Source organism: Edaphosphingomonas fennica, assembly GCF_003034225.1.
GTDB lineage: Bacteria > Pseudomonadota > Alphaproteobacteria > Sphingomonadales > Sphingomonadaceae > Sphingomonas_E > Sphingomonas_E fennica.
In genome coordinates, this window is the sequence record NZ_PHHF01000075.1 from 40,583 (window position 1) to 66,554 (window position 25,972).

Annotated in this window: 20 protein-coding genes and 1 tRNA gene; 11 read left to right on the top strand and 10 right to left on the bottom strand. The window is 66.9% G+C overall.

Annotation, left to right across the window (positions count from 1 at the left end; all coding sequences use genetic code 11):
* Window positions 1–148 precede the first annotated feature (148 nt).
* From CV103_RS17735 to CV103_RS17785, 11 genes are all read left to right on the top strand, one after another.
* A complete protein-coding gene (locus CV103_RS17735; RefSeq protein WP_015458202.1) occupies window positions 149–1,573 on the top strand; it encodes an agmatinase family protein in 1,425 nt (474 codons plus the stop codon).
* A gap of 161 nt (window positions 1,574–1,734) precedes the next feature.
* Complete coding sequence (locus tag CV103_RS17740) at window positions 1,735–3,228, top strand: agmatinase family protein (RefSeq protein WP_084653368.1); 1,494 nt, start codon at window positions 1,735–1,737, stop codon at window positions 3,226–3,228.
* A gap of 79 nt (window positions 3,229–3,307) precedes the next feature.
* Window positions 3,308–4,192, top strand: coding sequence for an urease accessory protein UreD (locus CV103_RS17745; RefSeq protein WP_211314421.1), 885 nt, complete (start codon window positions 3,308–3,310; stop codon window positions 4,190–4,192).
* Window positions 4,193–4,194: 2 nt separating this feature from the next.
* Window positions 4,195–4,497 carry an urease subunit gamma gene (locus CV103_RS17750; protein WP_015458205.1) on the top strand — a complete coding sequence of 101 codons (303 nt, stop codon included), beginning with the start codon at window positions 4,195–4,197 and terminating at the stop codon, window positions 4,495–4,497.
* Between the two features lie 145 nt (window positions 4,498–4,642).
* Window positions 4,643–4,948, top strand: a complete 306-nt coding sequence (locus CV103_RS17755; protein WP_107395696.1) for an urease subunit beta — start codon at window positions 4,643–4,645, stop codon at window positions 4,946–4,948.
* Complete coding sequence (gene ureC / locus CV103_RS17760; protein WP_107395697.1) at window positions 4,949–6,661, top strand: urease subunit alpha; 1,713 nt, start codon at window positions 4,949–4,951, stop codon at window positions 6,659–6,661.
* Between the two features lie 10 nt (window positions 6,662–6,671).
* Window positions 6,672–7,202: an urease accessory protein UreE gene (ureE, locus tag CV103_RS17765; protein ID WP_107395698.1), complete on the top strand. Its 531-nt coding sequence runs from the start codon at window positions 6,672–6,674 to the stop codon at window positions 7,200–7,202.
* Window positions 7,096–7,872 (top strand): urease accessory protein UreF, encoded by a 777-nt coding sequence (locus CV103_RS17770; protein ID WP_245896934.1) that lies wholly within the window; start codon window positions 7,096–7,098, stop codon window positions 7,870–7,872. The genes ureE and CV103_RS17770 overlap by 107 nt, the downstream gene beginning before the upstream one ends.
* A gap of 2 nt (window positions 7,873–7,874) precedes the next feature.
* On the top strand, window positions 7,875–8,543 hold the full coding sequence (gene ureG / locus CV103_RS17775; protein WP_015458210.1) for an urease accessory protein UreG: 669 nt from the start codon (window positions 7,875–7,877) through the stop codon (window positions 8,541–8,543).
* Window positions 8,540–11,917 carry a hybrid sensor histidine kinase/response regulator gene (locus tag CV103_RS17780; RefSeq protein WP_107395699.1) on the top strand — a complete coding sequence of 1,126 codons (3,378 nt, stop codon included), beginning with the start codon at window positions 8,540–8,542 and terminating at the stop codon, window positions 11,915–11,917. Before ureG ends, CV103_RS17780 begins: the two co-directional genes overlap by 4 nt.
* Window positions 11,907–12,824 carry a response regulator transcription factor gene (locus CV103_RS17785; RefSeq protein ID WP_107395700.1) on the top strand — a complete coding sequence of 306 codons (918 nt, stop codon included), beginning with the start codon at window positions 11,907–11,909 and terminating at the stop codon, window positions 12,822–12,824. The genes CV103_RS17780 and CV103_RS17785 overlap by 11 nt, the downstream gene beginning before the upstream one ends.
* 167 nt (window positions 12,825–12,991) lie before the next feature.
* Here CV103_RS17785 and CV103_RS17790 read toward each other — a convergent pair whose 3' ends face one another.
* The 10 genes from CV103_RS17790 to CV103_RS17835 form a co-directional block, all read right to left on the bottom strand.
* Complete coding sequence (locus CV103_RS17790; protein ID WP_107395701.1) at window positions 12,992–14,164, bottom strand: acetyl-CoA C-acyltransferase; 1,173 nt, start codon at window positions 14,162–14,164, stop codon at window positions 12,992–12,994.
* A complete protein-coding gene (locus tag CV103_RS17795) occupies window positions 14,164–15,057 on the bottom strand; it encodes an SDR family NAD(P)-dependent oxidoreductase (protein ID WP_107395702.1) in 894 nt (297 codons plus the stop codon). The genes CV103_RS17790 and CV103_RS17795 overlap by 1 nt, the downstream gene beginning before the upstream one ends.
* Window positions 15,058–15,165: 108 nt before the next feature.
* Window positions 15,166–15,834, bottom strand: coding sequence for a TetR/AcrR family transcriptional regulator (locus CV103_RS17800; RefSeq protein WP_245896935.1), 669 nt, complete (start codon window positions 15,832–15,834; stop codon window positions 15,166–15,168).
* A 71-nt stretch (window positions 15,835–15,905) separates the two neighbouring features.
* Window positions 15,906–17,465 (bottom strand): AMP-binding protein, encoded by a 1,560-nt coding sequence (locus tag CV103_RS17805; protein WP_107395703.1) that lies wholly within the window; start codon window positions 17,463–17,465, stop codon window positions 15,906–15,908.
* Window positions 17,466–17,476: 11 nt separating this feature from the next.
* Window positions 17,477–19,111: a carboxylesterase/lipase family protein gene (locus CV103_RS17810; RefSeq protein WP_107395704.1), complete on the bottom strand. Its 1,635-nt coding sequence runs from the start codon at window positions 19,109–19,111 to the stop codon at window positions 17,477–17,479.
* Window positions 19,111–20,442 carry a spinster family MFS transporter gene (locus CV103_RS17815; protein WP_107395705.1) on the bottom strand — a complete coding sequence of 444 codons (1,332 nt, stop codon included), beginning with the start codon at window positions 20,440–20,442 and terminating at the stop codon, window positions 19,111–19,113. Before CV103_RS17815 ends, CV103_RS17810 begins: the two co-directional genes overlap by 1 nt.
* A 5-nt stretch (window positions 20,443–20,447) precedes the next feature.
* Entirely contained in the window at window positions 20,448–22,775 is a 2,328-nt protein-coding gene (locus CV103_RS17820) for a TonB-dependent receptor (RefSeq protein WP_107395706.1), read from the bottom strand.
* Window positions 22,776–23,223: 448 nt separating this feature from the next.
* Window positions 23,224–23,298, bottom strand: a tRNA-Gln gene (locus CV103_RS17825).
* A 56-nt stretch (window positions 23,299–23,354) separates the two neighbouring features.
* Window positions 23,355–24,266, bottom strand: coding sequence for a TIGR03619 family F420-dependent LLM class oxidoreductase (locus CV103_RS17830; protein ID WP_107395707.1), 912 nt, complete (start codon window positions 24,264–24,266; stop codon window positions 23,355–23,357).
* Window positions 24,263–25,972 (bottom strand): FAD-binding protein, encoded by a 1,710-nt coding sequence (locus CV103_RS17835; RefSeq protein ID WP_015458221.1) that lies wholly within the window; start codon window positions 25,970–25,972, stop codon window positions 24,263–24,265. Before CV103_RS17835 ends, CV103_RS17830 begins: the two co-directional genes overlap by 4 nt.

The window sequence follows — 25,972 nt, forward strand, 5'->3', positions numbered from 1 at the left end:
TTGGATTGCGGCGATTTGCCGGGCCATGGGGCGTTTGACGTAGGGGCCGCGCCGCCCGCCCGATGCTAGCTCCGGCACGGCCCCCTGGAGGGACGATTCCGTCCGCGCCGGTGCCTGGGGCCGATGGCAAGAACAGGGAGGTCGCGGCGTGGGACTATCGAGGAAACTCGGCATCATCGCCTTGTCGGCGGCGGCGGGCATCGCATCGCTCGCCATCGCGCAGAGCACGGAAAAGCGGTTCGCGCCCGAGATCGAGGCCAAGCTCGACAAGCTGACGCCCGAGCAGGCGAAATTCCTCCGTTCGAAGGAAACCGATCGATTCGTTTCCGTGGAAGGCGAGCTGGAGCGCCGGCTGGCGGCCAAGTCGCCGGAGGAGATCCAGGCCTATGTCGCCGCGATGATGGAGGTGATCGAGGCGAGCAAGTTCAACCCCAAGACCGACATGGCGTCGATCCCCCTCAACCCGGAGGCGAAGAGCTTCAACAGCTGGAAGGTGCTGCGCCCGGCGGAGCTCGATCCGAAACGCGAACCCGGCCCCTTCTCGCTCAGCCGCTATGTCGAAGGGCGCAGCGGCATTCCCACCTTCTTCGGCCTGCCCGTGGCGCTGCGGCCGGACGACCTGACCGCCGGCAAGGTCGATATCGCCATGGTCGGCATCCCGCTCAACATGGGTTCGGGCACGCGCGGCGCGCATCTCGGCCCCACCGCCATGCGCACCGTCCGCATGGGCGCCGGCAACGACATGTATACGATGACGTCGCCGCGCGCGGTGCTCAACATGGTCGATTATGGCGACGTCGCCGTCGACAATATGAGCACCGAGCGATCGATGGGCCATGTGCGCGAACAGGTGGCCTCCATCGCGAAGACGGGCGCCATCCCCTTCATCGTCGGCGGCGACCACAGCCTTGCCTATTCGGACATCGCCGGCGTCACCGACGTGCTGGGCAAGGGCAAGGTCAGCGTCATCCACTTCGATTCGCATTATGATGCGGGTCGCGGCCGCGCCCACCTGATCGATCATGGCCAGCCGGTCTATCGGCTCATCAAGGAGGGCCATGTCGCCGGCCGCGATTACATCCAGGTCGGCCTGCGCGCGCAATCGCCCGATATCGAGACCTTCGAATGGATGCGCGAACAGGGCTTCCGCTACCACACGATGGTGGAGGTGGAGAAATCCGGCTGGGACGTGGTGGTCAGCCGCGTGCTCAAGGAAGCCAAGGAAAACGGCAAGCGGGTGTTCGTGTCGTTCGACATCGACGTGCTCGACCCCGCTTACATGGTCGGCACCGGCACGCCGGTTCCCGACGGCCTCACCATGCGCGAGGTGGTGCCGCTGATCCGCCGCATCTGCGCGGAGACCGACCTTGCCGGCTTCGAGCTGGTGGAGCTCGATCCGACGATGGACCCCACCTACCGCTCCGCCCAGAACAGCGCCTACATCATGCACGCCTGCATGGCCGGCATGGCAATCCGCAAGAAGGGCATCACCCAGGAACATTATCTGAGCCCGCTCAGCTCCGAATGGCAGAAGCCCGCGGAAAAGAAGGGGCGCCAGAAGCCCACGACCTGATCCGAAATCCAGCGTGGACCTGGGGGCGGCGTCGCAGGATGCCGCCCCTTCTTGTTACAGATCAGTATCTTGCCCTGCTACGTCAATCGCCCCATATCGGCCCTGCCCCGCCGCCCCTAGCGTCCCGCCCCGACAGGATTTCTTTTGCCGGGGGCTGGATCATGAGGCTGAAACGGATCGTTATCGGAATGCTGCTGGCGGGCGTGGCGATCACCGCGACCGTGGCCGCCGGATCGGACAAGGTGGCGCCGCCCGCCTGGCTGGAAGCCAAGATCGCGAAGCTGCCCAAGGAGAAGCGCGATTTCCTCCTTTCCGAGAAGGCGGAGGGCATGGCCGGTTCCTACGACAAGCTGTTCCAGCGCCTCGAGAAGAAGAGCCCGGCGGAGATCGAGGCCTATATCGACGGCATGCTCGCCGTGGTGGAGGCGAACAAGTTCCACCCCGACACCGACATGGCGTCGATCCCGCTCAATACCGAATCGCCCATGTTCAACGGCTGGAAGACGATGCGCCCGCGCACGATGGACCCGAAGCGGGAGCCGGGCCCCTTCAGCCTCAGCTATTACATGAACGGCCGTGGCGGGGGCGTCTATGGCGGCGGCATCGCCACCTTCGCGGGCGCGCCGGTCGCCATCTATCCGGAGGATCTCGTTGCCGGCAAGGTGGACGTCGCGATCGTCGGCGCGCCGCTGGACATGGGATCGGGCTATCGCGGCGCCAAGTCCGGCCCGTCGGCGCTCCGCAACCAATATGGCGCGGGCGGGATCGACATGTTCACCATGGTCGATCCGTCGAAGGAGCTGAACATCGTCGATTATGGCGACATCGCCGTCGACAATATGAGCACCGAGCGCACCGTCCACCATGTGCGCGAGCGCGTTGCCGAGATCGCCCGCACCGGCGCCATCCCCTTCATCGTCGGCGGCGATCACAGCCTGGAATATTCGGACGTGGCGGGCCTGGCCGACGTCCACGGCAAGGGCAGCTTCGGCGTCGTCCACTTCGATTCCCACTTCGATGCCGGCCAGGGCGGCGTCCACTTCATCACCCATGGCGCGCCCGTCTATCGCGCGGTGAAGGAAGGCCATGTCCTCGGCCGGAACTATATCCAGGTCGGCCTGCGCGGGCCGTGGCCGGAGGCGGAGGGCTTCGAATGGATGCGCAACAACGGCGTGCGCTACCATGCGATGCCGGAAATCGAGAAGAATGGGTGGCAGGCGACGATGGAGCGCGCGCTCAAGGAAGCGCGCGAAAGCGGCAAGAAGATCTTCATCAGCTTTGACGTCGACGTGCTCGATCCCGCCTTCGCGCCCGGCACCGGCACACCCGTTCCCGGCGGCCTCACCATGCGCGAGGCGCTGCCGATCGTCCGCCGGCTGTGCGCGGAGAACGAGCTGGTCGGCTTCGAGATCGTCGAGGTGGCGCCCCAGCTCGATTCCACATACCGCACCGCGCTCAACGCCAATTTCGTGATGCACGCCTGTCTCACCGGCGTCGCGATGCGCAAGAAGGGCATCACCCAGGCCGGCTACCTTTCCGACCTCACGACCGAGCATCAGCAGCCCTCGGCCGGCCAGAAGGGCGAGCGCGACGGCAAGGTGGAAAAGGTCGATCCCGATTATGGCTGGCGGCCGAAGAAGCGCCCGACCACCTGACCGGCGGGGCGAGGTTCTCCCGCCCCATACGTCAAATGCCCCATGTCGATGCGTCCGTGTCCCCCGCACAACCATCGGCATGGAGCATGGCCGATCCGCAGATGCCGTCATTCATCCGCTGGCGCCGCCGCCATCGGCGCAGCGCCAGCAGGCGGCACTGCAACGGGTGGATGGCGAGGCGCGCATCGCCTTCGCCGCGCGCGGCGTGGCGGATCTCTACCAGCGCGCGCCCTGCCGGCTGCTGTTCCCCGATGTCGCGGCGGGCGATTTCCCGCAGGCCGTATCGATCACCACCAGCGGCGGCCTCACCGGCGGCGATCGCGTCGCGCTCGATATCCGGGTCGAGCCCCATGGCCGCGGCACCGTCACCACCCAGGCGGCGGAGAAGCTCTATCGCGTGCGGCCGGGCGATCCCGACATCCGCATCGAGACGCGGATCGAAATCGCCGAGGCCGGGCGCTGCGAATGGCTGGCGCAGGAAGCGATCCTGTTCGATCGCACGCGGATGCGCCGGCGCCTGCATGCCCATCTGGCGGAGGATGCCCGGCTGCTCGCGGTCGAAACCATGCTGTTCAGCCGCGCCGCGATGGGCGAGCAGTTCACCCGTGGCCTCGTCCATGACGAATGGCGCATCTGGCGGGCCGGCCGGCTGCTGTGGGCCGACGCGCTGCACATCGCCGGGGATTTCGCCGCCACCGCCGATGCGCCGTTCGGCTTCGGCGGCGCGCGCGCGATCGCGACGCTGGCCTATGCCGGCCCCGATGCCGCCTGCCACCTCGATCTCGCCCGCGATCTCGCCGGCGCGCCGGATGGCGGCGCCACCTGCCTCGACGGCCTGCTCATCCTCCGCCTGATCGACCGGGACGCGCGGGCCTTGCGGGATCGCGTGATCCGCGCGACCGCCGCGCTGCGCGCCGCCACGCTGGGCCTGCCCCCGCGCCTTCCCGCCGTCTGGTATTGCTGACGATGAACCTCACGCCCCGCGAAAAGGACAAGCTTCTGGTGGCGATGGCCGCGATCGTCGCGCGCGGCCGGCTCCAACGGGGCGTGAAGCTCAACCATCCCGAAGCGATCGCGCTGATCACCGAACATGTCGTCGAAGGCGCGCGCGACGGCCGCAGCGTCGCCGATCTGATGGCGAGCGGCGGCCATGTGCTGACCCGCGATCAGGTGATGGAGGGCATATCCGAGATGATCCACGACGTGCAGGTGGAAGCCACCTTCCCGGACGGCACCAAGCTCGTCACCGTCCACAGGCCGATCCGGTGACGGCGGTGCCCGCGCCCTCCACGCCCCACATCCGTCATGCCGGACTTGATCCGGCATCCATTGCCGCTGCGCTGGAATTTCGGACGGAGCGGCAATGGGTCCTGACTTTCGTCGAGATGACGGAAATGGCGCGCGGGGCCGCCGCATGATCCCCGGCGAGATCATCCCCGCCGAAGGCGACATCGTCCTCAACGCCGATCGCGTGGCCATCACCCTTGTCGTCGCCAATAGCGGCGACCGGCCGATCCAGGTCGGCAGCCATTATCATTTCGCGGAAACCAATCCCGCGCTCGCCTTCGATCGCGCCGCCGCACGCGGCCACCGCCTCGATATCGCGCCCGGCACCGCCATCCGCTTCGAGCCGGGGCAGAGCCGCGAGGTGGCGCTGATTCCCTATGGGGGCCGCCGCATCGTGATCGGCTTTCGCGGCGAAGTGATGGGGGGGCTCTGAATGCCGGTCACGCTCACCCGCCGGGCCTATGCCGGCATGTTCGGCCCCACCGTCGGCGATCGCATCCGGCTGGGCGATTCCAGCCTCCTCATCCGCGTCGAGGAGGACCGCACCGTCCATGGCGAGGAGGTGAAGTTCGGCGGCGGCAAGGTGATCCGCGACGGCATGGGCCAGAGCCAGGCCAGCCGGGCCGAAGGCGCCGCCGATACCGTCATCACCAATGTCGTGATCCTGGATCATTGGGGGATCATCAAGGCCGATGTCGCGATCCGCGACGGCCTGATCGCGGCGATCGGCAAGGCCGGCAACCCCGATACCCAGCCCGGCGTCGACATCGTCATCGGGCCGGGGACGGAGATCATCGCCGGCGAGGGCCGCATCCTGACCGCCGGCGCGATCGACGCGCACATCCATTTCATCTGCCCGCAGCAGGCGGAAGAGGCGCTGAACGCCGGCGTCACCACCATGCTGGGCGGCGGCACCGGCCCCGCGCACGGCACGCTCGCCACCACCTGCACCCCCGGCCCCTGGCACATGGAGCGGATGTTCCAGGCGCTGGAGGCGATCCCGATGAATTTCGGCCTGTTCGGCAAGGGCAATGCCAGCCGGCCCGATGCGCTGGTGGAGATGATCCTGGCCGGCGCCTGCGGCCTCAAGCTGCACGAGGATTGGGGCACGACGCCGGCCGCGATCGATTGCTGCCTGTCGGTGGCGGACGACATGGACATCCAGGTCACGCTCCACACCGATACGCTCAACGAAAGCGGCTTCGTGGAAAGCACGATCGCCGCCTTCAGGGGCCGCACCATCCACGCCTTCCATACCGAGGGCGCTGGCGGCGGCCATGCGCCGGACATCATCCGCGTCGCCGGCCTGCCCAACGTGCTGCCTTCCTCCACCAACCCGACGCGCCCCTACACCGTCAACACGCTCGACGAGCATCTCGACATGCTGATGGTGTGCCATCATCTCGACCCCCGCATCGCCGAGGACGTGGCCTTCGCAGAAAGCCGCATCCGCAAGGAGACGATCGCCGCGGAGGATATCCTCCACGATCTCGGCGCCTTCTCGATGATGTCGTCGGACAGCCAGGCGATGGGCCGGGTCGGCGAAACGATCATCCGCTGCTGGCAGACGGCGGACAAGATGAAGGGGCAGCGCGGCCCCCTTGGCACCGACGATGCCGATGCGGACAATTTCCGCGCCCGCCGCTACATCGCCAAATATACGATCAACCCGGCGATCGCCCACGGCATCAGCCACATCGTCGGATCGATCGCGGTGGGCAAGCTCGCCGATCTGGTGCTCTGGTCCCCGGCCTTCTTCGCGGTGAAGCCCGATATGGTGATCAAGGGCGGCAGCATCGCGGCGGCCCCGATGGGCGATCCCAATGCCAGCATCCCGACGCCGCAGCCCGTGCATTATCGGCCGATGTTCGGCGCGCTCGGACGGGCCAACACCTTGTCTTCGCTCTTCTTTGCGTCCGGCGCATCGATCGATGCCGGAATTCGCAATCGATATGGCCTTTCGCGCCCCTTTGCTGCAGTGCACAACACCCGTGGGACCATCGGAAAGGGGGCTATGATCCTGAACGACGCAATGCCGCATATCGAGGTCGATCCCGAGACCTACGAGGTCCGCGCGGACGGCGAGCTGCTGACCTGCGAGCCGGCCCGCACCCTCCCCTTCGCCCAGCGCTATTTCCTGTTCTGAAAGGATCGTGATGCAGACGGCGGAACGGATCATCGCACGGGGGGAGTGGGACCCGGCCAGCGCGTCCGATCATATCGCCCTCGATCATGACGAGCGGCACCGCCGCCGCTTCCGCTATGTCGCGAAGGGCGGCACGGCCTTCCTGCTCAACCTGCCCCGCGCGGCGGTGATCGGCCATGGCGACGCGATCGCGCTGGCGGACGGGCGCCTGATCGCCGTCACCGCCGCGCCCGAGCCGCTGATGGCGGTGCGCGCGGGGCCCGGCATCGGCCTGGTCCGCCTCGCCTGGCATATCGGCAACCGCCACCTGCCGGCCGAAATCCAGGCCGACCGCATCCTGCTGCGCGAGGATCATGTGATCCGCCACATGCTGGAGGGGCTGGGCGCATCGGTGGATGCGGTCCACGCGCCCTTCACGCCCGAACAGGGGGCCTATGCCGGCGGCGGGCACGGCCACGACCATCATCACGGCGACGGCCACCATCACGATCATGCCGCGCCACCCGGACGGGAGCGCCACCACCATCACCATGCTCACTGACGGCGCCCTTCAGCACCTGCTTGCCTGGACATCGCCAGCCTATCCGGTCGGCGCCTTCACCTACAGCCACGGCCTGGAAACGGCGGTCGACGATCAGCGGGTCCGCGATGTGGCCGGCCTCGCTTTTTATATCGAGGCGGTGCTCGCGCGCGGCGGCGGCTGGGTGGATGCGGTGCTGTTCGGCCATGGCTGGCGCACCGCCGCCGATCCGCAGGCCTTCGATGAGGTGGCGGCGCTGGCCGCCGCCTTTCGCGGCAGCAGCGAAACCGCGCTGGAAAGCCACCAGCAGGGCCGGTCCTTCCTCACCGTCACCCGCCGCGCCTGGCCGCATCCCGCGCTCGACGGTTTCGCCGGCCGCTGGGGCGATCGGCCGATCGCCCATGCCGTGGTGCTGGCGCTGGCCTGCGCCGCCCACGGCGTCCCGCTGGAGCCGGCGCTCCATGCCTATCTGCACGGCACCGCCGCCAACCTCGTCTCGGCCGGCGTGCGCCTCGTGCCGCTCGGCCAGACGGACGGGCAGATCGCCACCGCCCTTCTCGCCCGCAGTATCCCGCCGATCGCGGCGCGGGCCATCGCCACCCCGCTCGACGATCTCGGCACCGCCGCCCCGCTGCTGGAACTGGCGTCGATCCACCACGAAACGCTCTACACAAGGCTGTTCAGATCATGACCATGGCCGCCCTCGCCCCACAGGGCCACGCGCCCCGCGCCCCCCATGTCCACGGCCCGCTCCGCATCGGGATCGGCGGCCCCGTGGGATCGGGCAAGACGGCGCTGACCGACCGGCTCTGCAAGGCGATGCGGGACGATTACGATATCGCCGCCATCACCAACGACATCTACACGCGCGAGGATGCCGAATTCCTCACCCGATCGGGCGCGCTCGTCCCCGAAAGGATCATGGGGGTGGAGACCGGCGGCTGCCCGCATACCGCGATCCGCGAGGATGCCAGCATCAACCTCGCCGCCGTGGACCAGATGGCGGCGCGCTTCCCGGGGCTGGAGGCGATCTTCATCGAAAGCGGCGGCGACAACCTGGCCGCCACCTTCAGCCCGGAGCTTGCGGACATCACCATCTACGTGATCGACGTTTCCGCCGGCGACAAGATCCCGCGCAAGGGCGGCCCCGGCATCACCCGATCCGACCTTCTGGTCATCAACAAGATCGATCTCGCCCCGCTGGTCGGCGCGAGCCTGGAGGTGATGGACCGCGACGCCCGCAAGATGCGGGGCGCCCGCCCCTTCCTGTTCACCAACCTCAAGGACAATATCGGGCTGGACGAGATCATCGCCTTCATCGTCCAGGCGGGCGGGCTGCCGGCAAGGCGGGAGAGCCGATGAACCAGCCCGCCTACATCTACCGGGAAAAGCGCCTCTACAACAAATGGGCGGCCAGCCAGACGCTGGAGGATTATGCGCTGCGCTACACGGCGGACAGCGCGCGGCGCTGGTCGGCGGGGCGGGTGGCGAACACGGCGATCGGGGCGACGGCCTTCCTGGCCTGCGAGGCGATCGGGGCGACGATCACGCTGGCCTACGGCTTCGCCAACAGCGTCGCGGCGATCGCGGCGGCGGTCGCGCTGATGTTCGTGATCGGCTTCCCGATCGCCTATCAGGCGGCGCGGCGCGGGCTCGACATCGATCTCCTCACTCGGGGCGCGGGCTTCGGCTATCTGGGCTCCACCATCACCTCGCTGATCTACGCCTCCTTCACCTTCCTGCTCTTCTCGGTCGAAGCCAGCATCATGGCGGTCGCGCTGCGCGCCATGTCCGGCATCCCGATGAGCCTGGCCTATGTGCTGAGCTCGCTCGTCGTCATCCCGGTCGCGCTCTACGGCATGAGCGCGATCACCCGCTTCCAGTTCGTCACCCAGCCCATCTGGGTGATGCTGCAGCTCGCGCCCATCGGCTACATCCTCTGGCTCGGCCGGCCCGCGCTCGATGAATGGAGCCGCTTCGCCGGCCAGTTCGGCGCGCCGGACGGGGAGGTCAGCCTCCTTTATTTCGGCCTGGCCTTCTCCACCCTCCTCTCGCTGCTGCCGCAGATCGGCGAGCAGGCGGATTATCTGCGCTTCCTGCCCGCGCGCGAGAAAACGGGACGCACGCGCTGGTGGCTGGCGATGATCGCCGGCGGGCCGGGATGGACGCTGATCGGCGGCGCCAAGCTGCTGCTGGGCTCCTTCCTCGCCGATTATGTGCTGCGCCACGGCGCGACGGCCGCGCAGGCGGCCAGCCCGACGGACCTGTTCCTCACGATCTTCACCGCGATGACGAGCCATTCGGGGCTGGCGCTGGTGCTCACAGGCATCTTCGTCATCACGTGCCAGCTCAAGATCAACGTCACCAACGCCTATGCCGGGTCGATCGCCTGGTCCAACTTCTTCGCCCGGCTCACCCACAGCCACCCCGGCCGCGTCGTCTGGCTGATCTTCAACGTCGTCCTCGCGCTGATCCTGATGGAGATCGGCATCCTCGACGCGATCGAGGGCATCCTGATCCTTTACGCCAACATCGCCGCCGGCTGGATCGGCGCGCTGGCGGCGGACCTGATGATCTCCAAGCCGCTCGGCCTCTCGCCGCGCGGCATCGAGTTCAAGCGCGCCCACCTGTTCGACATCAACCCGGTGGGCGTGGGCGCGATGACGCTGTCGATCGTCGCCTCCACCGTCTCGCATGTCGGCCTGCTGGGCCCGCTGCCGCAGGCGTTCGCGCCCGCCATCGGGCTGGCGATCGCCTTCGTCGCCGCGCCCGCCATCGCGCTCGCCACCCGCAGCCGTTATTATATTGCGCGCCGATCGACATTGCCGGCCAAGGCGGAACGGCGCTGCATCATTTGCGAAAACAGCTTCCAGCCGGACGACATGGCCCATTGCCCGGTCTATTCGGCGCCGATCTGCTCGCTGTGCTGCACGCTGGAGGCGCGCTGCCACGATCGCTGCAAGGATCGCAGCCGCGCGACGGAGCAGGTGTCCCACTGGCTCGAACGCTTGCTGCCGGCATCGCTCGCGGCGCAGGTGCACACCCCCGTCGGCCATTTCATCGGCGTGCTGGCGCTCATCAACCTGTGCAATGCGCTGGTGCTCGGCGTCATCCACCGGGAGTTCGCGCGGCGCATGGCCGATGGCGGGGCCGCCATCGCGCCGGTGCTGCTCGCGGTGTTCTTCGCCTTCGCGCTGCTGGCCGGCATCGCCGCCTGGATCATCGTCCTCGCGCACGAAAGCCGCCGCGCCGCCATGCAGGAAACCCAGCACCACATGCAGAAGCTGGTCGAGGAGATCGCCTCCCACGACGTCACCGACCGCCAGCTCCAGAAGGCGAAGGAGGCCGCGGAGGCCGCCAACGCCGCCAAGAGCCGCTACCTCGTCAGCGTCAGCCACGAAATCCGATCCCCGCTCAACTCGATCTACGGCTATGCCCAGCTTCTGGAGCGCGGCAGCGACGTGCCCCCCGTGGAGGCCGCCCGCGTGATCCGCCGCAGCGCGGAGCATCTCACCAACCTGGTCGAAGGGCTGCTGGATATCTCGCAGGTGGAAAGCGGCATCCTGCGCGTCAGCCGCGATACGGTGCGCCTGCCGCCCTTCCTCGATCAGCTCGCCAACATGTTCCGCCCGCAGGCGCAGGCCAAGGGCATCGCCTTCGTCTACGAACGGCCGGAACGGCTGCCCGAATTCGTCCACACCGATCAGAAGCGGCTGCGCCAGATCCTGATCAACGTGCTGTCGAACGCGATCAAGTTCACCGAAGCCGGCAAGGTCGGCTTCAAGGTCAAATATCGCAGCCAGCTCGCCACCATCGAAATCGCCGATACCGGCATCGGCATCGATCCGCGCGATCTGAAGCGCATCTTCGATCCGTTCGAACGCGGCAGCAATCCCGGCGCGCACCGCCAGCAGGGCGTGGGCCTCGGCCTGTCGATCACGCAGGCGCTGGTGCAGATATTGGGCGGGGAGATCACCGTCAGCAGCGAACCCGGCAAGGGCACCCGCTTCGTCATCCGGGTGATGCTGTCCCAGGCGGCGGCGGGCGCCGCGCTGCCCGACAGCCCGAGCGGCGACACCGTGACCGGCTATGTCGGCCCGCGCCGCTCCGTCCTCCTCATCGATGACGATCCCACCCAGATCGCGGTGCTGCGCAACCTGCTCGAACCGCTCGGCTTCCCGGTCTATACCGCGCTCGACGGCGAAAGCGGCACCATGCTCGCCGCCCAGGTCCGGCCCGATCTCGTGCTGCTGGACATCACCATGCCGGGATTGTCGGGCTGGGAAACGGCCCGCCTGATTCGCGAGGCGCATGGACCGGCGATCCGCATCGTCATGGTTTCCGCCGACGCGCACGAATATCGCCGCGGCGGCGACGGGCAGGATGCGCACGACATGTTCCTGATCAAGCCGGTCGAGCTCAACACGCTGCTCGATACCATATCCGACCAGCTCGATATCGAATGGACGAGCGGCACCCCCGCACCCGCCACGGCCGACACGGGCGAGGGCGGTTCGGCCGATGCCCTGCCCGAAGCGGCGCAAGCCTATCTGGTCGAGCTGGAGCAACTCGTCCGTATCGGCCATGTCCGGGGGATAGAAAGGAAGATACAGGAATTCGAGGCCGCCGTGCCCGAGGCCCGGCCGATGACGGGGCATTTTCTCGCCTCGCTCGACCGTTTCGACCTCAAGGGGCTGGGGGCGATGATAAAGACAAGGTTGAACGATGGTCGCTGATCTTGCCCATGAAACCGTGCTCGTCGTGGACGACACGCCCGAAACGCTGCGCTTCCTCACCGACACCATCGATCGGGCGGGCATGACGGCGCTGATCGCCACCAGCGGCGAGGGCGCGGTCGATCTGCTCGCCCATGTCACCCCCGGCCTGATCCTGATGGATGCGGTGATGCCCGGCATGGGCGGCTTCGAAACCACCCGCGCGATCAAGCGCAACGCCGCCTGGGCGCATATCCCGGTGATCTTCATGACCGGCCTCACCGAAAGCGAGCATGTCGTCCATGCGCTCGACGCCGGCGGGGTCGATTATGTCCGCAAGCCGATCGTGGTGGAGGAACTGCTCGCCCGCGTCCGCGTCCACCTCGCCAACGCGCGGATCTCCCATGGCAGCCAGATCGCGCTCGACGCCACCGGGCGCCACCTCCTCGCCGTCGACGAAGCGGGCGGCCTCGCCTGGGCGACGCCGCAGGCCGGCCGGATGCTGGCCGATATCGATCCCGCGTGGGACAAGGAGGCCGGCGCCCTGCCCGATCTCCTCCGCCCCGCGATCGCCCGGCTGCTGGCGGACGACAATGGCAGCGGCGCCGGCATCAAGCTCGATCTGCCGGGCGCCACGCTCGAACTGGTGCTCGTCACCCGCGCGCGGCGGGACGAGACGCTGATCCGCCTCAACCTGATCCGCGACGGCGCCGATATCCAGCGCCTGCAGGATCGCTACGCCCTCACCCAGCGCGAGGCGGAGGTGCTGCTGTGGATCAGCTACGGCAAGCCCAATCGCGTGATCAGCGAGATCCTCAGCATCAGCCCGCGCACCGTGAACAAGCATCTGGAACAGATATTCGAAAAGCTCGGCGTCGAGACGCGCGCCGCCGCCGCCGCCTTCGCGGTGCGCACGATCGGCAACTGACCCGCGCGGCGGCAGTCAGGAACCGCTCCGGGACACCTCGTCCGCGAGGCGCCTGCTGTCGGCCTTGAGCGCATCCATGGCCACCCGGTGCAGCGCATCGACCCCGACCACGTTCAGATCCTGCGCCAGCCCGGCTGAGCACCGATCACCCGGACCCGGTGCGAGGCCTACATCACCTCGAACAGGCCGGCCGCTCCCATGCCGCCGCCCACGCACATCGTCACCACGACATGCCGGACGCCCCGGCGCCTGCCTTCGATCAGCGCGTGCCCGACCATCCTGGCGCCCGACATGCCATAAGGATGCCCGATCGCGATGGCTCCGCCATTCACGTTGAGGCGTTCGTCGGGAATGCCGAGCGTGTCGCGGCAATGGAGCACCTGCACCGCGAAGGCCTCGTTCAATTCCCAGAGCCCGATATCGTCGATCGCAAGATCGAACTTCTCGAGCAGCCTAGGAACCGCGAGGACCGGGCCGATCCCCATCTCATCCGGCTTCGTCCCCGCCACGGCCATGCCGACATAGCGGCCCAGAGGCTGCAATCCGCGGCGCTCGGCGGTGCGCGCCTCCATCACCACGCAGGCCGATGCGCCGTCCGAAAGCTGGCTGGCATTGCCGGCCGTGACGGTTCCGTCGGGGAAGACGGCCTTCAGGGCGGACAGGCCCTCGATCGTCGTATCGGGGCGGTTGCCCTCGTCCCGTTCCAGATGCACCTCGCGGACGCTCGTTTCGCCGCTGGCCTTGTCCACATGCCGCATGGCGGTGCGCACCGGAACGATCTCGGCATCGAAACGGCCTTCCGCCTGGGCACGCGCCGTGCGCTGTTGCGACTGGAGCGCGTAGGCGTCGCATGCCTCCCGCGGGATGCCGTAACGCGCCGCCACCGTCTCGGCGGTCTCGAGCATCGACATATAGATGTCGGGCTGGGCGGCAGCCAGCCTGGGGTCCTGATCGACGCGCAGATCCGGGGTCTGGACCAGCGAAATCGATTCGACGCCGCCGGCGACCACCACGTCCATCCGGTCGACGATCACCTGCTTTGCCGCCGTCGCGATCGTCATCAGGCCGGAGGAGCATTGGCGATCCAGCGTTATGCCGGACACCGAGACCGGCAGGCCAGCGGCCAGCGCGGCCGTCCGGCCGATGGTCTGCTGGAAGCCCTGGGGCAACGAACAGCCGAGGATGCAATCCTCGACCGCCCCCGGCTCCACGCCCGCCCGCTCCACGGCCGCCGCAATGGCATGGGCGGCAAGGGTCGGAGACGGCGTGGCGTTGAAGGCGCCGCGATAGGCCCGGCCGATCGGGGTGCGGGCGGTGGAAACGATGACGGCGTCGCGCATCACTGGCGGAGCGCTACGACGAGGTTTTCGTTGCCCGCGCTGGCAAGCTCGCGTTCCGCCTGGAAGAAGCCGTAGGGGGGAACCATCTCACCCGTGCGATCGGTGACGGCCTGCCAGCCCGAAAGCAGGTGATCACCCGCATCGGCCCCGGCACCGACATAATGGCCGCGCGTAAGCGTGATGTTAGCCGCGGCGAAATGGCCGGCGCCCGCGCAGAGCACCGTGCGCGTGGGCGCATCCTCGCCCGCCAGCGCCAGAAGCGCCGGGCTCACCAGCGACGGATCGAGAAGCTCCAGGCTGTCATCGGAAAGAACCCCGTGCGTCATTTGGGTTGCCGCCGTCGGCGCAAGGGCGTTTACCCGGATGCCATATTTCTCGCCTTCGATGGCGAGCGTCTGCATCAGGCCGACCTGGGCCATCTTGGCGGCGCCATAATTGGCCTGCCCGAAATTGCCATAGAGGCCCGAAGACGAGGTCGTCATCACAATCCGCCCGTAACGCTGCGCCCGCATCGGCTCCCATACGGCCTTCGAGCAGATCGCGGCGCCCATCAGATGCACGTCGACGACGGCCCTGAAGTCATCCATCGTCATCTTCGCGAAGCTCTTGTCGCGGAGAATGCCGGCATTGTTGACGAGAATGTCGACGCGGCCCCAGCGGGACAGAATATCTTCGACCATGGCGAGAATGGCCGCCTCGTCCGTGACCGAAGCCGCGACCGGCATCGCCTCGCCCCCGCCAGCCGCGATTTCCGCAGCGACCTTGCCGGCGCTTTCCTGCGACATGTCGTTGACCACGACCTTGGCGCCGAGACGCGCGAGGTAAAGCGCATGGGCACGCCCCAATCCCCCACCCGCGCCCGTGACGATGGCAATTCGACCCGCAAGATTCATGGCACTCTCCCTTCTTGCGGAAGGGATTAGCGCATGGAATATTCACTATCAAGTGAGCGAATGAAATTCACGCCGCTCGAAACGCCGGTGCCGCTTCCTCGCCTGCCCTTATCGCCCCTGGCCGCAGATTTGCAGGAAACCCGCCGCCATGAAGGAAGCCATGCGTTCCTTCACGGCGACGAAATCGTCGGATTTGCACAGGCCGTGGGAGAGCTTGTCGATACGCCCCGTGCGCGCGAGCGTGAGCATGAGAGCACCGGTAACGAACTGATACCCCCAGAAAATATCCTCCTCGCTGCAATCGGGCAGCGCCTTCTTCAGAAGGTCGATCAATCTGAGCACGACGGGATCGAAGTGGGTGTCCATCAGCTCGGCGCCCCATTCGGGCGTATTCGCCACCTGCGCGCCCAGCGCGGCGTAGTTTTTCCACGCCTCGCCACCCTCGATATAGAGGTCGAGGTCCGTATCCAGAAAGGCGCGGAGCGCGCCTTCCACGGTCGGCCTGTCGCCGCACGCTTTCTCATATTGATCGAGCGCGTTCATGCGCCGCTCGCTCGTCACGACGGCGCGACGGGCGAACACGGCATGGAAGAGCTTGTTCTTGTCCTCGAAATAATAATTCAGCAGCGTGTGATGGACGCCGACCTTCTTCGCCACGTCCTTCAGCGTGACCCCGTAGAGCCCATGTTTCGAAAAGAGATATTCGGCAGCATCAAGGATCTGCTCGATTGTCTCGGCGCGTTGTTCGGCCTTCTTCGACCGCTTAGGGGCTTTCACATTCTCTTGCACGAGAATGTTCTTCGGGGATAGGCGCGCAGGCGTCAAGGCTGGAGAACAAGGCGGGAAAGTCAGGCCCCGCCATATTCGCTTTGGAGACGCAATTTATCGATCTTGCCCGTTGCGGCCAGCGGCATGGCGGACAGGCGGACGACCGCGTCGGGAATCCACCAGGGCGCAACCCGGCCGACAAGCGCGCCCAGCAGCTTTTCGTCGGAAACCTGCTGATCATCGCGCATCTCGACCAGGAGGATCGGGCGCTCGCCCCATTTCGGGTCCGGCCTGCCGATGACGGCCGCGAGCGACACTTCAGGCAGGGCGCCCACGACCGCCTCGATTTCCGCCGGATTGATCCACTCCCCACCCGATTTGATGAGGTCCTTGGCGCGGCCGGTGATGATCAGCTCGCCATCGGCGGTCAGCTTCGCCAGGTCGCCCGTGGCGAACCAGCCGTCGGGATCCGTGGCGGACCGGTCGTGGCCGAAATAGCGTTCGATCACCGCTGCGCCGCGGACGCGAAGATGCCCCTCCGTTTCCCGTTGCGTCGGAAGCGCCCGTCCCTCCGCATCGGTGATGAGCAGATCGACACCGATCGCCGGCTTGCCCGACGCCGTCGCCTTGCGCGCGGAATCGCCCGGCACGGCCACCGTGCCGGAGGGAGAGAGTTCCGTCATGCCCCAGCTGGTCTGGATTTCGACACCCAGCCGGCGTTCGAGCCGCTCCATGAGCGCGGGCGCCATCGGCGCGCCGCCGACGATGATCCGTTCGAGGCTCGGCAAGGCGCCGCCTTCGGCCTCGAGATGCTCGAGCAATCCCAGCCAGACCGTCGGCACCCCCACGCCGATCGTGACATCCTCGGCCGCGATCAGCCGCGCGAGGCTGGCGCCGTCGTTCCGCCGTCCGGGCAGGACCAGCTTGCCGCCGGTCGCCGGCAAGGCGAAGGGAAGGCCCCAGGCATTGGCATGGAACATCGGCACGACGGTCAGAACATTGTCCCGCCCCGATATCGCCATCACATCGGCCTGCAGCAGCCGCAGCGTGTGCAGGAAGCTGGAACGGTGCGTGTAGGTCACGCCCTTCGGCGATCCGGTGGTGCCGGACGTGAAACAGAGACCCGATGGCGCCGTTTCGGCGAAGCCGCCCCAAACGACATTGCGCGGCGCCCCCTCGATCAGGGATTCGAGGTGGGAAATTCCGGGCGCGTCCCCGCCATCGCCATCGATGACGAGGATATGCTGCAGGACCGGCGCGCGTTCGGCGATGCGGGCCGCCAGCGGCAGCAGGTCCGCGCTGGCGATCAGCAACGACGCTTCCGATTGCGCGACCATGGAGGCCAGTTGCGGCGCGGTAAGGCGCGGGTTGAGCGTGTGGCACACCGCCCCCATGCCCATGACGCCATACCATGCCTCGACATGCGCGCGGCTGTTCCACGCGAGCGTGGCGACCCGATCCCCGAAGCCGATGCCGAAGCCCGCCAGGATCGAGGAGACCGCCAGGGCCCTGTCCCTGACCTCGGCATAGCTCAGCCGGTCGATCGTGCCGTCGTCGCGCGCCGTGACGATCTCGCTCTCCGGGTGCCATTTGGCGGCATGATCCAGGAACTTGTCCAGCGTCAGCGGATAGTCCTGCATGCTCCCCTGCCTCACTGGCAATCTCCGCTCTTGGCCGGGAGGACGGGGGAGGCAACGCCGGTATTCCAGTTCCAGGCGAGATTGCCGGCCGCGCGCCGACGGCAGACCGTGGCCTCGTGCAGAGCATACATGCTGGGGAACAGATAGGTGCCGGGCTGCAGTTTTCCGGCAAAGGCCATATAGTGCGCGCCGTCGCCATAAGGTTGCCAGTCCGGCTGGCCCGGCGCCGTGGGGCGGCCGGTCGTGGCGAAGGAGGCCCAATAGGCCATCATCGCATCGGACAGGCGGCGTTCCGCCAGCGTGTCGGGAATCTTCGGCCAGAAAGCCGGCGTCTGGCGGGCCGTGCCGAATACATAGGGAAGCTCGGCCGCATGGAAGGCGTGCATTCCGTTCTCGTCCGCCGCCGGATAGCCGTGATCGAACAGATAAAGGTAGGAATCCGCGCCGGCCCTGGCCTGCTTGATGGCGAGCCGGGTCGAGGTCCAGCCGTAGAGCGCGTCCCGCGTGGTGGCCAGCATGCTTTCGGCCACCGATGTCGCGGGATAAAGCCGCAGGAACGGATCGGCGAGATCGCCATATCGGCCGCGGATCGCCTCCTCATAGGCCGCCGCATCGGCGGGCGCGGGCGGCAACAGGAAGCGCAGCGTCCGGATTTCCCCGCTGTTGAAGCCCGCCATCAGCGGGACGCGCGCCTGCTCGCCGCGATCGAAGGTGTCGACGAGCTGGCGGGTCAGGATCTTGCCGTCCACCACGCCCCACGGCCCATAGCCGGCAAGGATGGCGGCCTGGGTCAGCTTCTCCGCCTCCATGGCGCGCAGTCCGGCGAGGCTAGGCGCGCCGAGCGCCTGCATGACCTGGGTGCCGGCCGCCTCGGCCGAAGGGGTGCCGTGGCGCTCCGCCTTCAGTTCGGGCGTCGTGATCATATAGGCGCTCTCGGCGATCGCCTTGTGGAACAGGCCCCGGGCCCGCGGGCTCGCCATCAGATACATCACGCTGAGCGCGCCGGCGGATTCGCCGGCGATGGTGACGTTGGCGCCATCGCCGCCGAAGGAAGCGATGTTGCGCCTGACCCATTGCAATGCCGCGATCTGATCGAGCAGGCCGTAATTGCCCGAAATGCCCTCGCCGGATTCGGCGCTGAGCTCGGGATGGGCGAGATAGCCGAGGATGCCGAGGCGGTAGTTGATCGATACGACGATCATCCCCTTGGCCGCGAGCCGGGCGCCGTCATACATCGGCTCATGGCTGTAGCCCGTGGTCAGCGCGCCGCCGTGGATCCACACGAAGACGGGGAGGCCGCGCGCCTTCTGGGGCGCCCAGATGTTGAGGGTCAGGCAGTCTTCGCTCATCCGTTCGGGCGGATTGGCATAGATGCTCTGCGCGCGGGGCCGGGGCTGCACGCAGGCCGGGCCGAAGGCGCGCGCATCGCGCACGCCCTGCCATGCCGGCAGCGCCACCGGCGCCTTCCAGCGCAGATCGCCGATCGGGGCGCGGGCATAGGGAATGCCACGGAAGACATCGACCTTGCCGGCTTCCATCCCTTCGACGGCGCCGTCGGGCGCCCGCACGACGGGTCCGGCATCGGCCGCGCCGGCGAGGAGAAGAGCGCCGAGAAGGAAAATGGGGGCACGCCGAAACATGCGCATCAAAGGTCTCCGGCTTCTTGCGCGGCGCGGCGGATGGCCCGCGCCAGCATGAAAAAGAGCAGCACCGCCAATCCGTAGAATGGCACGAGGGTGAGGAAGGCGAGCTGCAGCGAATTTTCGGGATGGGCGGCGCGGAACCAGTCGCTGGCGGCGCCCAGATAGGTCGGGCCGAGGCCCAGCCCGATCAGGTTCATGACGAGCAGGAGCAGCGCGCCCGCCATCACGCGCTCGTTGGGGCGCACCTCTTCCTGCACCAGCGCGACGGCCGGTGAGAGGTAGAAATAGTTGAGCGCCATCGGGATGACCGCCAGCAGCATCGCCATCCGCCAGCCCGGCGCCAGCACGAAACCGACGAAGAACGGTACCGCGAGGATCAGCCCGACGGCCGGGATGAGGGCGTAGGCCCGCTTGTCGCGCGACGCCAGCCGATCGACCAGCCGGCCCGAAAGGAAGATGCCGCCCCCCATGGAGACGAGGATGAGCAGCGAATACCACAACGCCACCTCCTCCATGGTCATGCCCTTCTCCTCCATCAGGAACAGCGTGGCGAAATTGGCGGTGGCATAGGTGATGAACTGGTTGGCTCCCGTGGCGAGCGCCACCAGCCGCAGCACCGGATTGGCGAAGAACATCCGGCAGGTCGCCATGAACGGCGCCATGGATTGCGGGCCCTGCCCGGCGGCGGGAGCATCGAGACCGCCGCGCACCGGCTCGCGAACCGTGAGCCACACGATCAGAGCCGTCACGACACCGACCGCGCCAAGCACCAGGAAGGCGTCGCGCCAGCTATAGGCGGCGGCGATCGACGCGCCGAACGCGACGCCGAGCGCATTTCCCAAGGGCGGGCCGAGATTGTAGAGGCCGAGCGCCGTGCCGCGCGTGCCGGGGCGGAAATAATCGGAGATGATCGCATAGGAAGGCGGCACGCCGCCCGCTTCGCCGATGCCCACCGTCATCCGGGCGATCGCCAGTTGCGGATAGGTCGCCGCGAACCCGCAGGCGACCGTCGCCGCGCTCCACAGCGCGCAGGCGAAGGACAGGACGCGCACGCGGTTGGAGCGATCGGCAAACCAGGCGACCGGGATCGAGATCAGGCAATAGAAGAGCGCGAAATAGAGCCCGCTGATCAGCCCGATCTGGCCGTGGCTGAGGTGCAGCTCCTCCCTTATCGGCTTCGCCAGGATCGACAGCAGCTGCCGATCCAGGAAATTGAGGACATAGACGAAGCAAAGCGCCGCCAGAACGAACCAGGCGCGAGCGCCCGGCTGCGTTCCGGCGGCGCCCCCGACCGGGTTTGCGACCCCCAGGGATTCAGATGCGCCGGCCGGCATGGGGATCAGAGCCCGTATCCGAGGCGGATGCCCACCGTTCGCGGCCGCAGCGTGCCGACCCGGCTTGCCATGAAGGCTTCGGGATGGATGTAGACGGCCGAGTGGTTGTCGAACAGATTCTCGACATAAAGCTGGGCCGACCAGGCCTGCCGCTTCACGCCCAGGCTCATATTGACGTTCACATATTCGTCGGTCTGGCCGAAGGTCGCCAGCGGCAGGTTGGGGTTGCCCGGCGTGTTCGGGAAGGTGTTGTTGTACGATCCCACATATTGCACGTTCACGGCCAGGTTCGCCTTCATATCATCGGCAAGGTCGAAGCCGTAATTGCCATAGATCGCCCCCTGAAGTCGCGGCGCGGACAGGCGGTGGCCCAGCACCGCGCCGGAAATGGCGGCTTCCTCGGGCGTCAGCTTGGTGATCTTCGAATCGTTATAGGCGGCGTTCAGGCCCAGATAGACGTCCTTGGCCGGGATGATGCCCATCTCCACCTCGAAGCCCTTGCTGCGGGCCGCGCCGACGTTCGTCGCGAACTGAACCGAATCCGAAACGCGGTTCGCCTGCGCCTGGATGTTGCTCCAGTCGATCAGGTAGAAGGCCGCGTTGATGGTGACGCGGCCGTCCAGCCAGCGGCCCTTGGCGCCAAGCTCATAGCTTTTGAGATCGTCCGAAGTCGCGCCGTAGGGAATGATGATGTCGTTGGGGTCCACCAGGCTCGGCCGGCCCGCGAAAGCATTGACGATCGGCGCGCGGAAGCCGGTCGAGAAGGTGGCGTAGGTCGTCAGCGTCTCGACCGGCTTGAAGGTGGCGCTGGCCTTCCAGGAGGGTTTCGATCCCTTGGCCTTGACCCCGGCGACCGCTTCATAAGGCGTGAACGTGTCGAAATGCCCCGGAATATTGTAGAGCGCATAGGTGAAATAATTGTAGCCGGCCGCCGTGGCGAGATAGCCCCCGGCCTCGGTGAAGCCCTGGGCCGAAATGCGGCCGTAGCGCATTCCCCCGGTCAGCCAGAAGCGATCGGAGAAGCGATAGGTCAGCTCGCCGAAGCCTGCGAGCTCCTCGCTGATCTGGTGCGTATACTGTTTCTGATAATATTGGTCCGGCAGCCCCGTCAGGTTGCGCTCCGCGAGAAATTCGAGCGACGAGCGATACAGATAGTCCACGTCGCGGCGACGGTGGAGGTAGAAGCCGCCGAGGACGAACTGGAACGGGCCGTCGAGGGTCGAGGCGAGGCGCGTTTCCTGGACGAACACCTTGTCATAGGCATTGGCATCGAGGCCGAAGGCGATCGGCGCGCCCGGATAGCTGCCCGCCGGGAACGACCCGGACAGGTCGGCGTAGAAGCGCTGGTCGAAATCCGAATAGGTGCTGGAACTGGTCAGCTTGGCGAAATCGAACTCATAGTCGATCGTCGCGTTGAGGATCGTCTGCTTGCCGGTGAAGCGATCCGGCTGATCGGAATAGCGCTTCTCCCGGCCCAGCGTCGGATCGGTGAGCGACGAATCCTTGGGATCGCTATTCTCGTAGGAACCCAGCAGGCGGATGGAGAGGCGATCGTCCGGCCTCCACAGCACGATCATGCGACCGCCATAATCGACCAGCGTGTTGGAGTTGTGGACGCCCGTCCCGACATTGTCGAGATAGCCTTCCTCGTGCCGGTAGAAGCCGACCGCGCGAACGGCGAGCTTGTCGCTCACCACCGGCACGTTGAGCATCATGTTATAGCGCTGCCGGATGGAATCCGATCCGGTCAGGCCGAGATCGACCAGCGCCGAGGTCTCGAAATCCCCGAGGTCGGGGCTCTTGGTGAGGATCCGCATCGCGCCCGACAATGAGCCCGATCCGAAAAGCGTACCCTGCGGGCCGCGCAGGAACTCGACGCGCTCCACGTCGAAAAGATTGGGATCGACCACGGTGGTGTTGCCGATCGTCGATACCGGCAGCTCGTCGATATAGACCGCGACCGAGCTTTGCAGGTTAGCGTTATAGCCGTTGGTGGCGATGCCACGCGCGGTGAAATTGTTGAAATTCTGGGTCGGGCGGTTGAGGATGACGCCGGGCGTCTCGCGGGCGATGCCTTCGAAGCCGACGATCCCCTTTTCCGTCAGCTGGCGCTGCTGGAAGGCGGTGACGCTGACCGGAACGTCCTGGAGGCGCTCTTCGCGGCGGGTTGCGGTGACGACGATATCCTCGGCCCGGATAGCCTGATCGCCGTTGTCATGCGCCAATCCCGACGCGGCACGCTCCGCCTCGGGCAACGCATCCTGCGCCCATGCCGGAGACGCAAGCAGCGCGACGGCGACCGCGGAAACCGACACTAAGCTTTTGGTGTACATGCTTTTCCCCTCCCCTTGATGCCGTCGCTTGCCGGACGGCTTTCGATGGGAGGCACTATGCGTTGCGACCGTCAGCCTGTCAATATTCACTCTCTCGCGTGTGAATATTGACAGGCTGACGGTGTGAATCCCTATCCACGCACCGGCCAATAGGTGCAGGAGCCGGCGTTCGGCGTGCGAGGCAGGAAGCTCACCGAAGGAGACGCAAGGCCATCCGGGCAAGCGAGGAACCCAACACGGTTCCGGCAACGCGATTCGGAAAGGTTGACGCGGAAACACGCCGCGTAAGGGCCTGCCGGAAGATCAGCGGCCCTGGGCTTCGGCGTGGTGAGGATGACGCTCGGACCGGAAATGAAACCGCTTAGGGGCGCATGGGCGAGGCTAGGGCACATGCCCGCAACCGATCATTTTCGAGGCCTATCACCCTGAAATAAGGCGATGATCAATCTGGCTGGGGCGGCAGGATTCGAACCTGCGAATGCCGGTACCAAAAACCGGTGCCTTACCACTTGGCGACGCCCCAGCATCACAAGCGGGCGCCCTTATAGCGGGCGATCGCGGTCTGGGAAGGGGGTTCGATCAGGGGGTGAGCGATGCCTTGAAGGCGGCCAGTTTTTCGACCAGCGCCTCCGCTCCGGCGCGGTCGCGGGCGAAGTGGAGGGGGAAGAGCTCGATCTCGGTGACGCCGGCTTCCACCATCGCGCGGGCATTATCGAGCGTGCGGTCCATGTCGGGACGGCCGTTGGCGCCCTTCGCCGCGCGGGGCACGGCGCGAATCATCAGGCTGGCGGGATCGCGGCCGCGTTCCGCGAAGGCATCGCGCAACCGGGCGATGCCTTCGGCGATCGAGGGCACGTCCGCCTGGATCGGCAGCCAGCCATCGGCATGGTCGGCGATGCGCGCGACGTTGCGTTCGCTGGGTGCGATGCCGAGCATGATCGGAATGCGCTGCTGCACCGGGAAGGGCCGGCTGTGGATGCGATCGAAGCTGACCGTCCTGCCATGATAGGCGGCCGGCGCATCGCGCCACAGCGCGCGGGCCACCTCGATCTGCTCGATCATCAGGCCGAAGCGCCCCTCCCACGGCACGCCGCTCGCCTCATATTCCTCCTTCTGCCAGCCGACGCCGAGGCCGATCGAGACGCGCCCGCCCGACAGCACGTCCAGCGTGGCGAGCTGCTTGGCCAGCAGCACAGCCGGGCGCAGCGGCGAGATGAGGATCGCCGTCTGCAGCCGCACCCTCTTGGTCGCCTGGGCGATGGCGGAAAGCAGCGCGATCGGTTCCCACCACGGCCAGTCGAGCGGCATGGGAAAGGGGCCGTAGGGATAATTTTCCAGCGCCTCGCCCATCACGACATGATCGGTCAGCGTCACCCCGTCGATGCCCATCTCCTCCGCCACCGCCAGCCAATCGATCGCGGCGCGGATATCGCCGCCGAACAGGGTTTCGAGGCCGATCAGACCCAGGCTGACGCGGATGTCGCGCTTCATATATTTGCCTTCGCGATGTGGCGCGCCGCGCGGCGGCCGGAAAAGACGCAATCCGCATAGGACAGGCCGGAGACATAGGTCTGCGAGGCGATGCCCACCGCCGTGCGGCCGGCGGCGTAGAGGCCGGGGATCGGCCTGCCCTCGCCATCCAGCACCTGCCCCGTATTCTCCTCCACGCGCAGGCCGCCGAAGGTGATGACGGGCAGCGGCAGGAAGCGGCTCGCGATCGAGATGTCCATCGCGTAGAACGGCCCGGTGGCGATCGGCTGCATGTCCTCCGGCTCCTTCTCGAAGGGGTCCGGCTCCTGACCCGCGGCCGCGCGGTTGTAGCGCGCGACCGTCGCCGCCAGCGCATCGCGATCCACGCCGATGCGATCGGCCAGCGCCGCCAGCGTCGGCGCCTTCTTGTAGTTGAATAGCAGGTTGAGCAGCGTCACATCGCGCTGGAAGGGCACCAGCACCGGATCGAAGGCCTGGCGGAAGGCCTGTTTGCGCGCGGCGGCATCATAGATCAGCCAGCCGGTGCCGCCATGATGATCGACGATATGCTCGCCCATCGTCGCGCCATAGACGGTCTCGTCGACGAAGCGTTCGCCCTTGGCATTGACGACGATCGCGTCGGACCAGGCCTTGGGCGGGTTGATGAAGCGCCAGGCGGAAACCTTGCCCATCAGCGCGGTCGATCCGCCGGCCGTCATCCCCATGACGATGCCCGATCCCTGATCGCCCAGCGTGCCGTTGGGCATGCCCGCCGCATAGGCCGGGGCATAACGCTGCACCATCTTCGGGTTCATGATGAAGCCGCCGGTGGAAAGCAGCACGCCTTCCCTCGCCCGGATCCAGCGGGTTTCGCGGCCATGCGCCTCGATGCGCATCGCCTTCTTCAGATAATGGTTGCCGATGCCGATGGTGATCGCGGCAAAGGGGATGGACGGCGGCAGCATCGCCAGGAAATGGTTGGCCCGGCGGATATATTTGGTGAAGGCGGCCGCATCCTTCGATCCCGGCGGGATCGAGAGCACCTTGAGGCCGACGACCCGGCCCGAGGCATCGATGGCAAGCTGCCGCGCCTCGGTGAGCGGGCGGAACTTCAGCCCCAGCCGAAGCGCGGAATCGCGCAGGGGATTGTAGATGCCGATGCCGACGCCCCATGCCTTCTTGCCGTTGGCGATATGGGCGCGGTGGCCGCGCGCGGCGGGCTTCGCCACCTTGCGGTAGCGGGCGACCAGCGAATTATCGGGGTGGTAGAGGAAGCGATCGAGCGGCGGATAGCTCGCCTTCTTCTTCCACACCGCGCTGTTGAGCTTGCCGCCATGGTGGAGCAGCCAGTCGACCGTGGAGACGCTTTCGTCGACGAACTTGCGCAGCGTGGAATCGGCGACGACCTCGCCCGCCTCCATCTTGAGATATTTGTACATCTCCTCGGGGCTGTCGTCCTCGCCGGCCTCCTTCTGGATCACCGTGCCGCCGCCCGCATAGAAGATGCCGCCATTGGCGGCGGTGGACCCGCCGCCTTCATAACGATCGACGGCGATGACGGAGACGCCGCGTTCCAGCGCCTCCACCGCGGCGGCGACGCCGGCCCCGCCGAGGCCGGCGATCACCAGATCGGCCTCCTCATCCCATGCGTGGGAGGAGACGTCGTCGAGGATCAACGGATCCTCGACATCCAGGCCGACTTCCTGCGCCTTCGCCGCGACCGCCAT

Bases quoted from the DNA above. Each gene is read 5' to 3' on its own strand.
- CV103_RS17740 (WP_084653368.1), top strand. From the start codon at position 1,735: ATGAGGCTGAAACGGATCGTTATCGGAATGCTGCTGGCGGGCGTGGCG.
- CV103_RS17745 (WP_211314421.1), top strand. From the start codon at position 3,308: ATGGAGCATGGCCGATCCGCAGATGCCGTCATTCATCCGCTGGCGCCG.
- CV103_RS17750 (WP_015458205.1), top strand. From the start codon at position 4,195: ATGAACCTCACGCCCCGCGAAAAGGACAAGCTTCTGGTGGCGATGGCC.
- CV103_RS17755 (WP_107395696.1), top strand. From the start codon at position 4,643: ATGATCCCCGGCGAGATCATCCCCGCCGAAGGCGACATCGTCCTCAAC.
- ureC (WP_107395697.1), top strand. From the start codon at position 4,949: ATGCCGGTCACGCTCACCCGCCGGGCCTATGCCGGCATGTTCGGCCCC.
- ureE (WP_107395698.1), top strand. From the start codon at position 6,672: ATGCAGACGGCGGAACGGATCATCGCACGGGGGGAGTGGGACCCGGCC.
- CV103_RS17770 (WP_245896934.1), top strand. From the start codon at position 7,096: ATGCCGGCGGCGGGCACGGCCACGACCATCATCACGGCGACGGCCACC.
- ureG (WP_015458210.1), top strand. From the start codon at position 7,875: ATGGCCGCCCTCGCCCCACAGGGCCACGCGCCCCGCGCCCCCCATGTC.
- CV103_RS17780 (WP_107395699.1), top strand. From the start codon at position 8,540: ATGAACCAGCCCGCCTACATCTACCGGGAAAAGCGCCTCTACAACAAA.
- CV103_RS17785 (WP_107395700.1), top strand. From the start codon at position 11,907: ATGGTCGCTGATCTTGCCCATGAAACCGTGCTCGTCGTGGACGACACG.
- CV103_RS17790 (WP_107395701.1), bottom strand. From the start codon at position 14,164: ATGCGCGACGCCGTCATCGTTTCCACCGCCCGCACCCCGATCGGCCGG.
- CV103_RS17795 (WP_107395702.1), bottom strand. From the start codon at position 15,057: ATGAATCTTGCGGGTCGAATTGCCATCGTCACGGGCGCGGGTGGGGGA.
- CV103_RS17805 (WP_107395703.1), bottom strand. From the start codon at position 17,465: ATGCAGGACTATCCGCTGACGCTGGACAAGTTCCTGGATCATGCCGCC.
- CV103_RS17810 (WP_107395704.1), bottom strand. From the start codon at position 19,111: ATGCGCATGTTTCGGCGTGCCCCCATTTTCCTTCTCGGCGCTCTTCTC.
- CV103_RS17815 (WP_107395705.1), bottom strand. From the start codon at position 20,442: ATGCCGGCCGGCGCATCTGAATCCCTGGGGGTCGCAAACCCGGTCGGG.
- CV103_RS17820 (WP_107395706.1), bottom strand. From the start codon at position 22,775: ATGTACACCAAAAGCTTAGTGTCGGTTTCCGCGGTCGCCGTCGCGCTG.
- CV103_RS17830 (WP_107395707.1), bottom strand. From the start codon at position 24,266: ATGAAGCGCGACATCCGCGTCAGCCTGGGTCTGATCGGCCTCGAAACC.
- CV103_RS17835 (WP_015458221.1), bottom strand. From the start codon at position 25,972: ATGGCGGTCGCGGCGAAGGCGCAGGAAGTCGGCCTGGATGTCGAGGAT.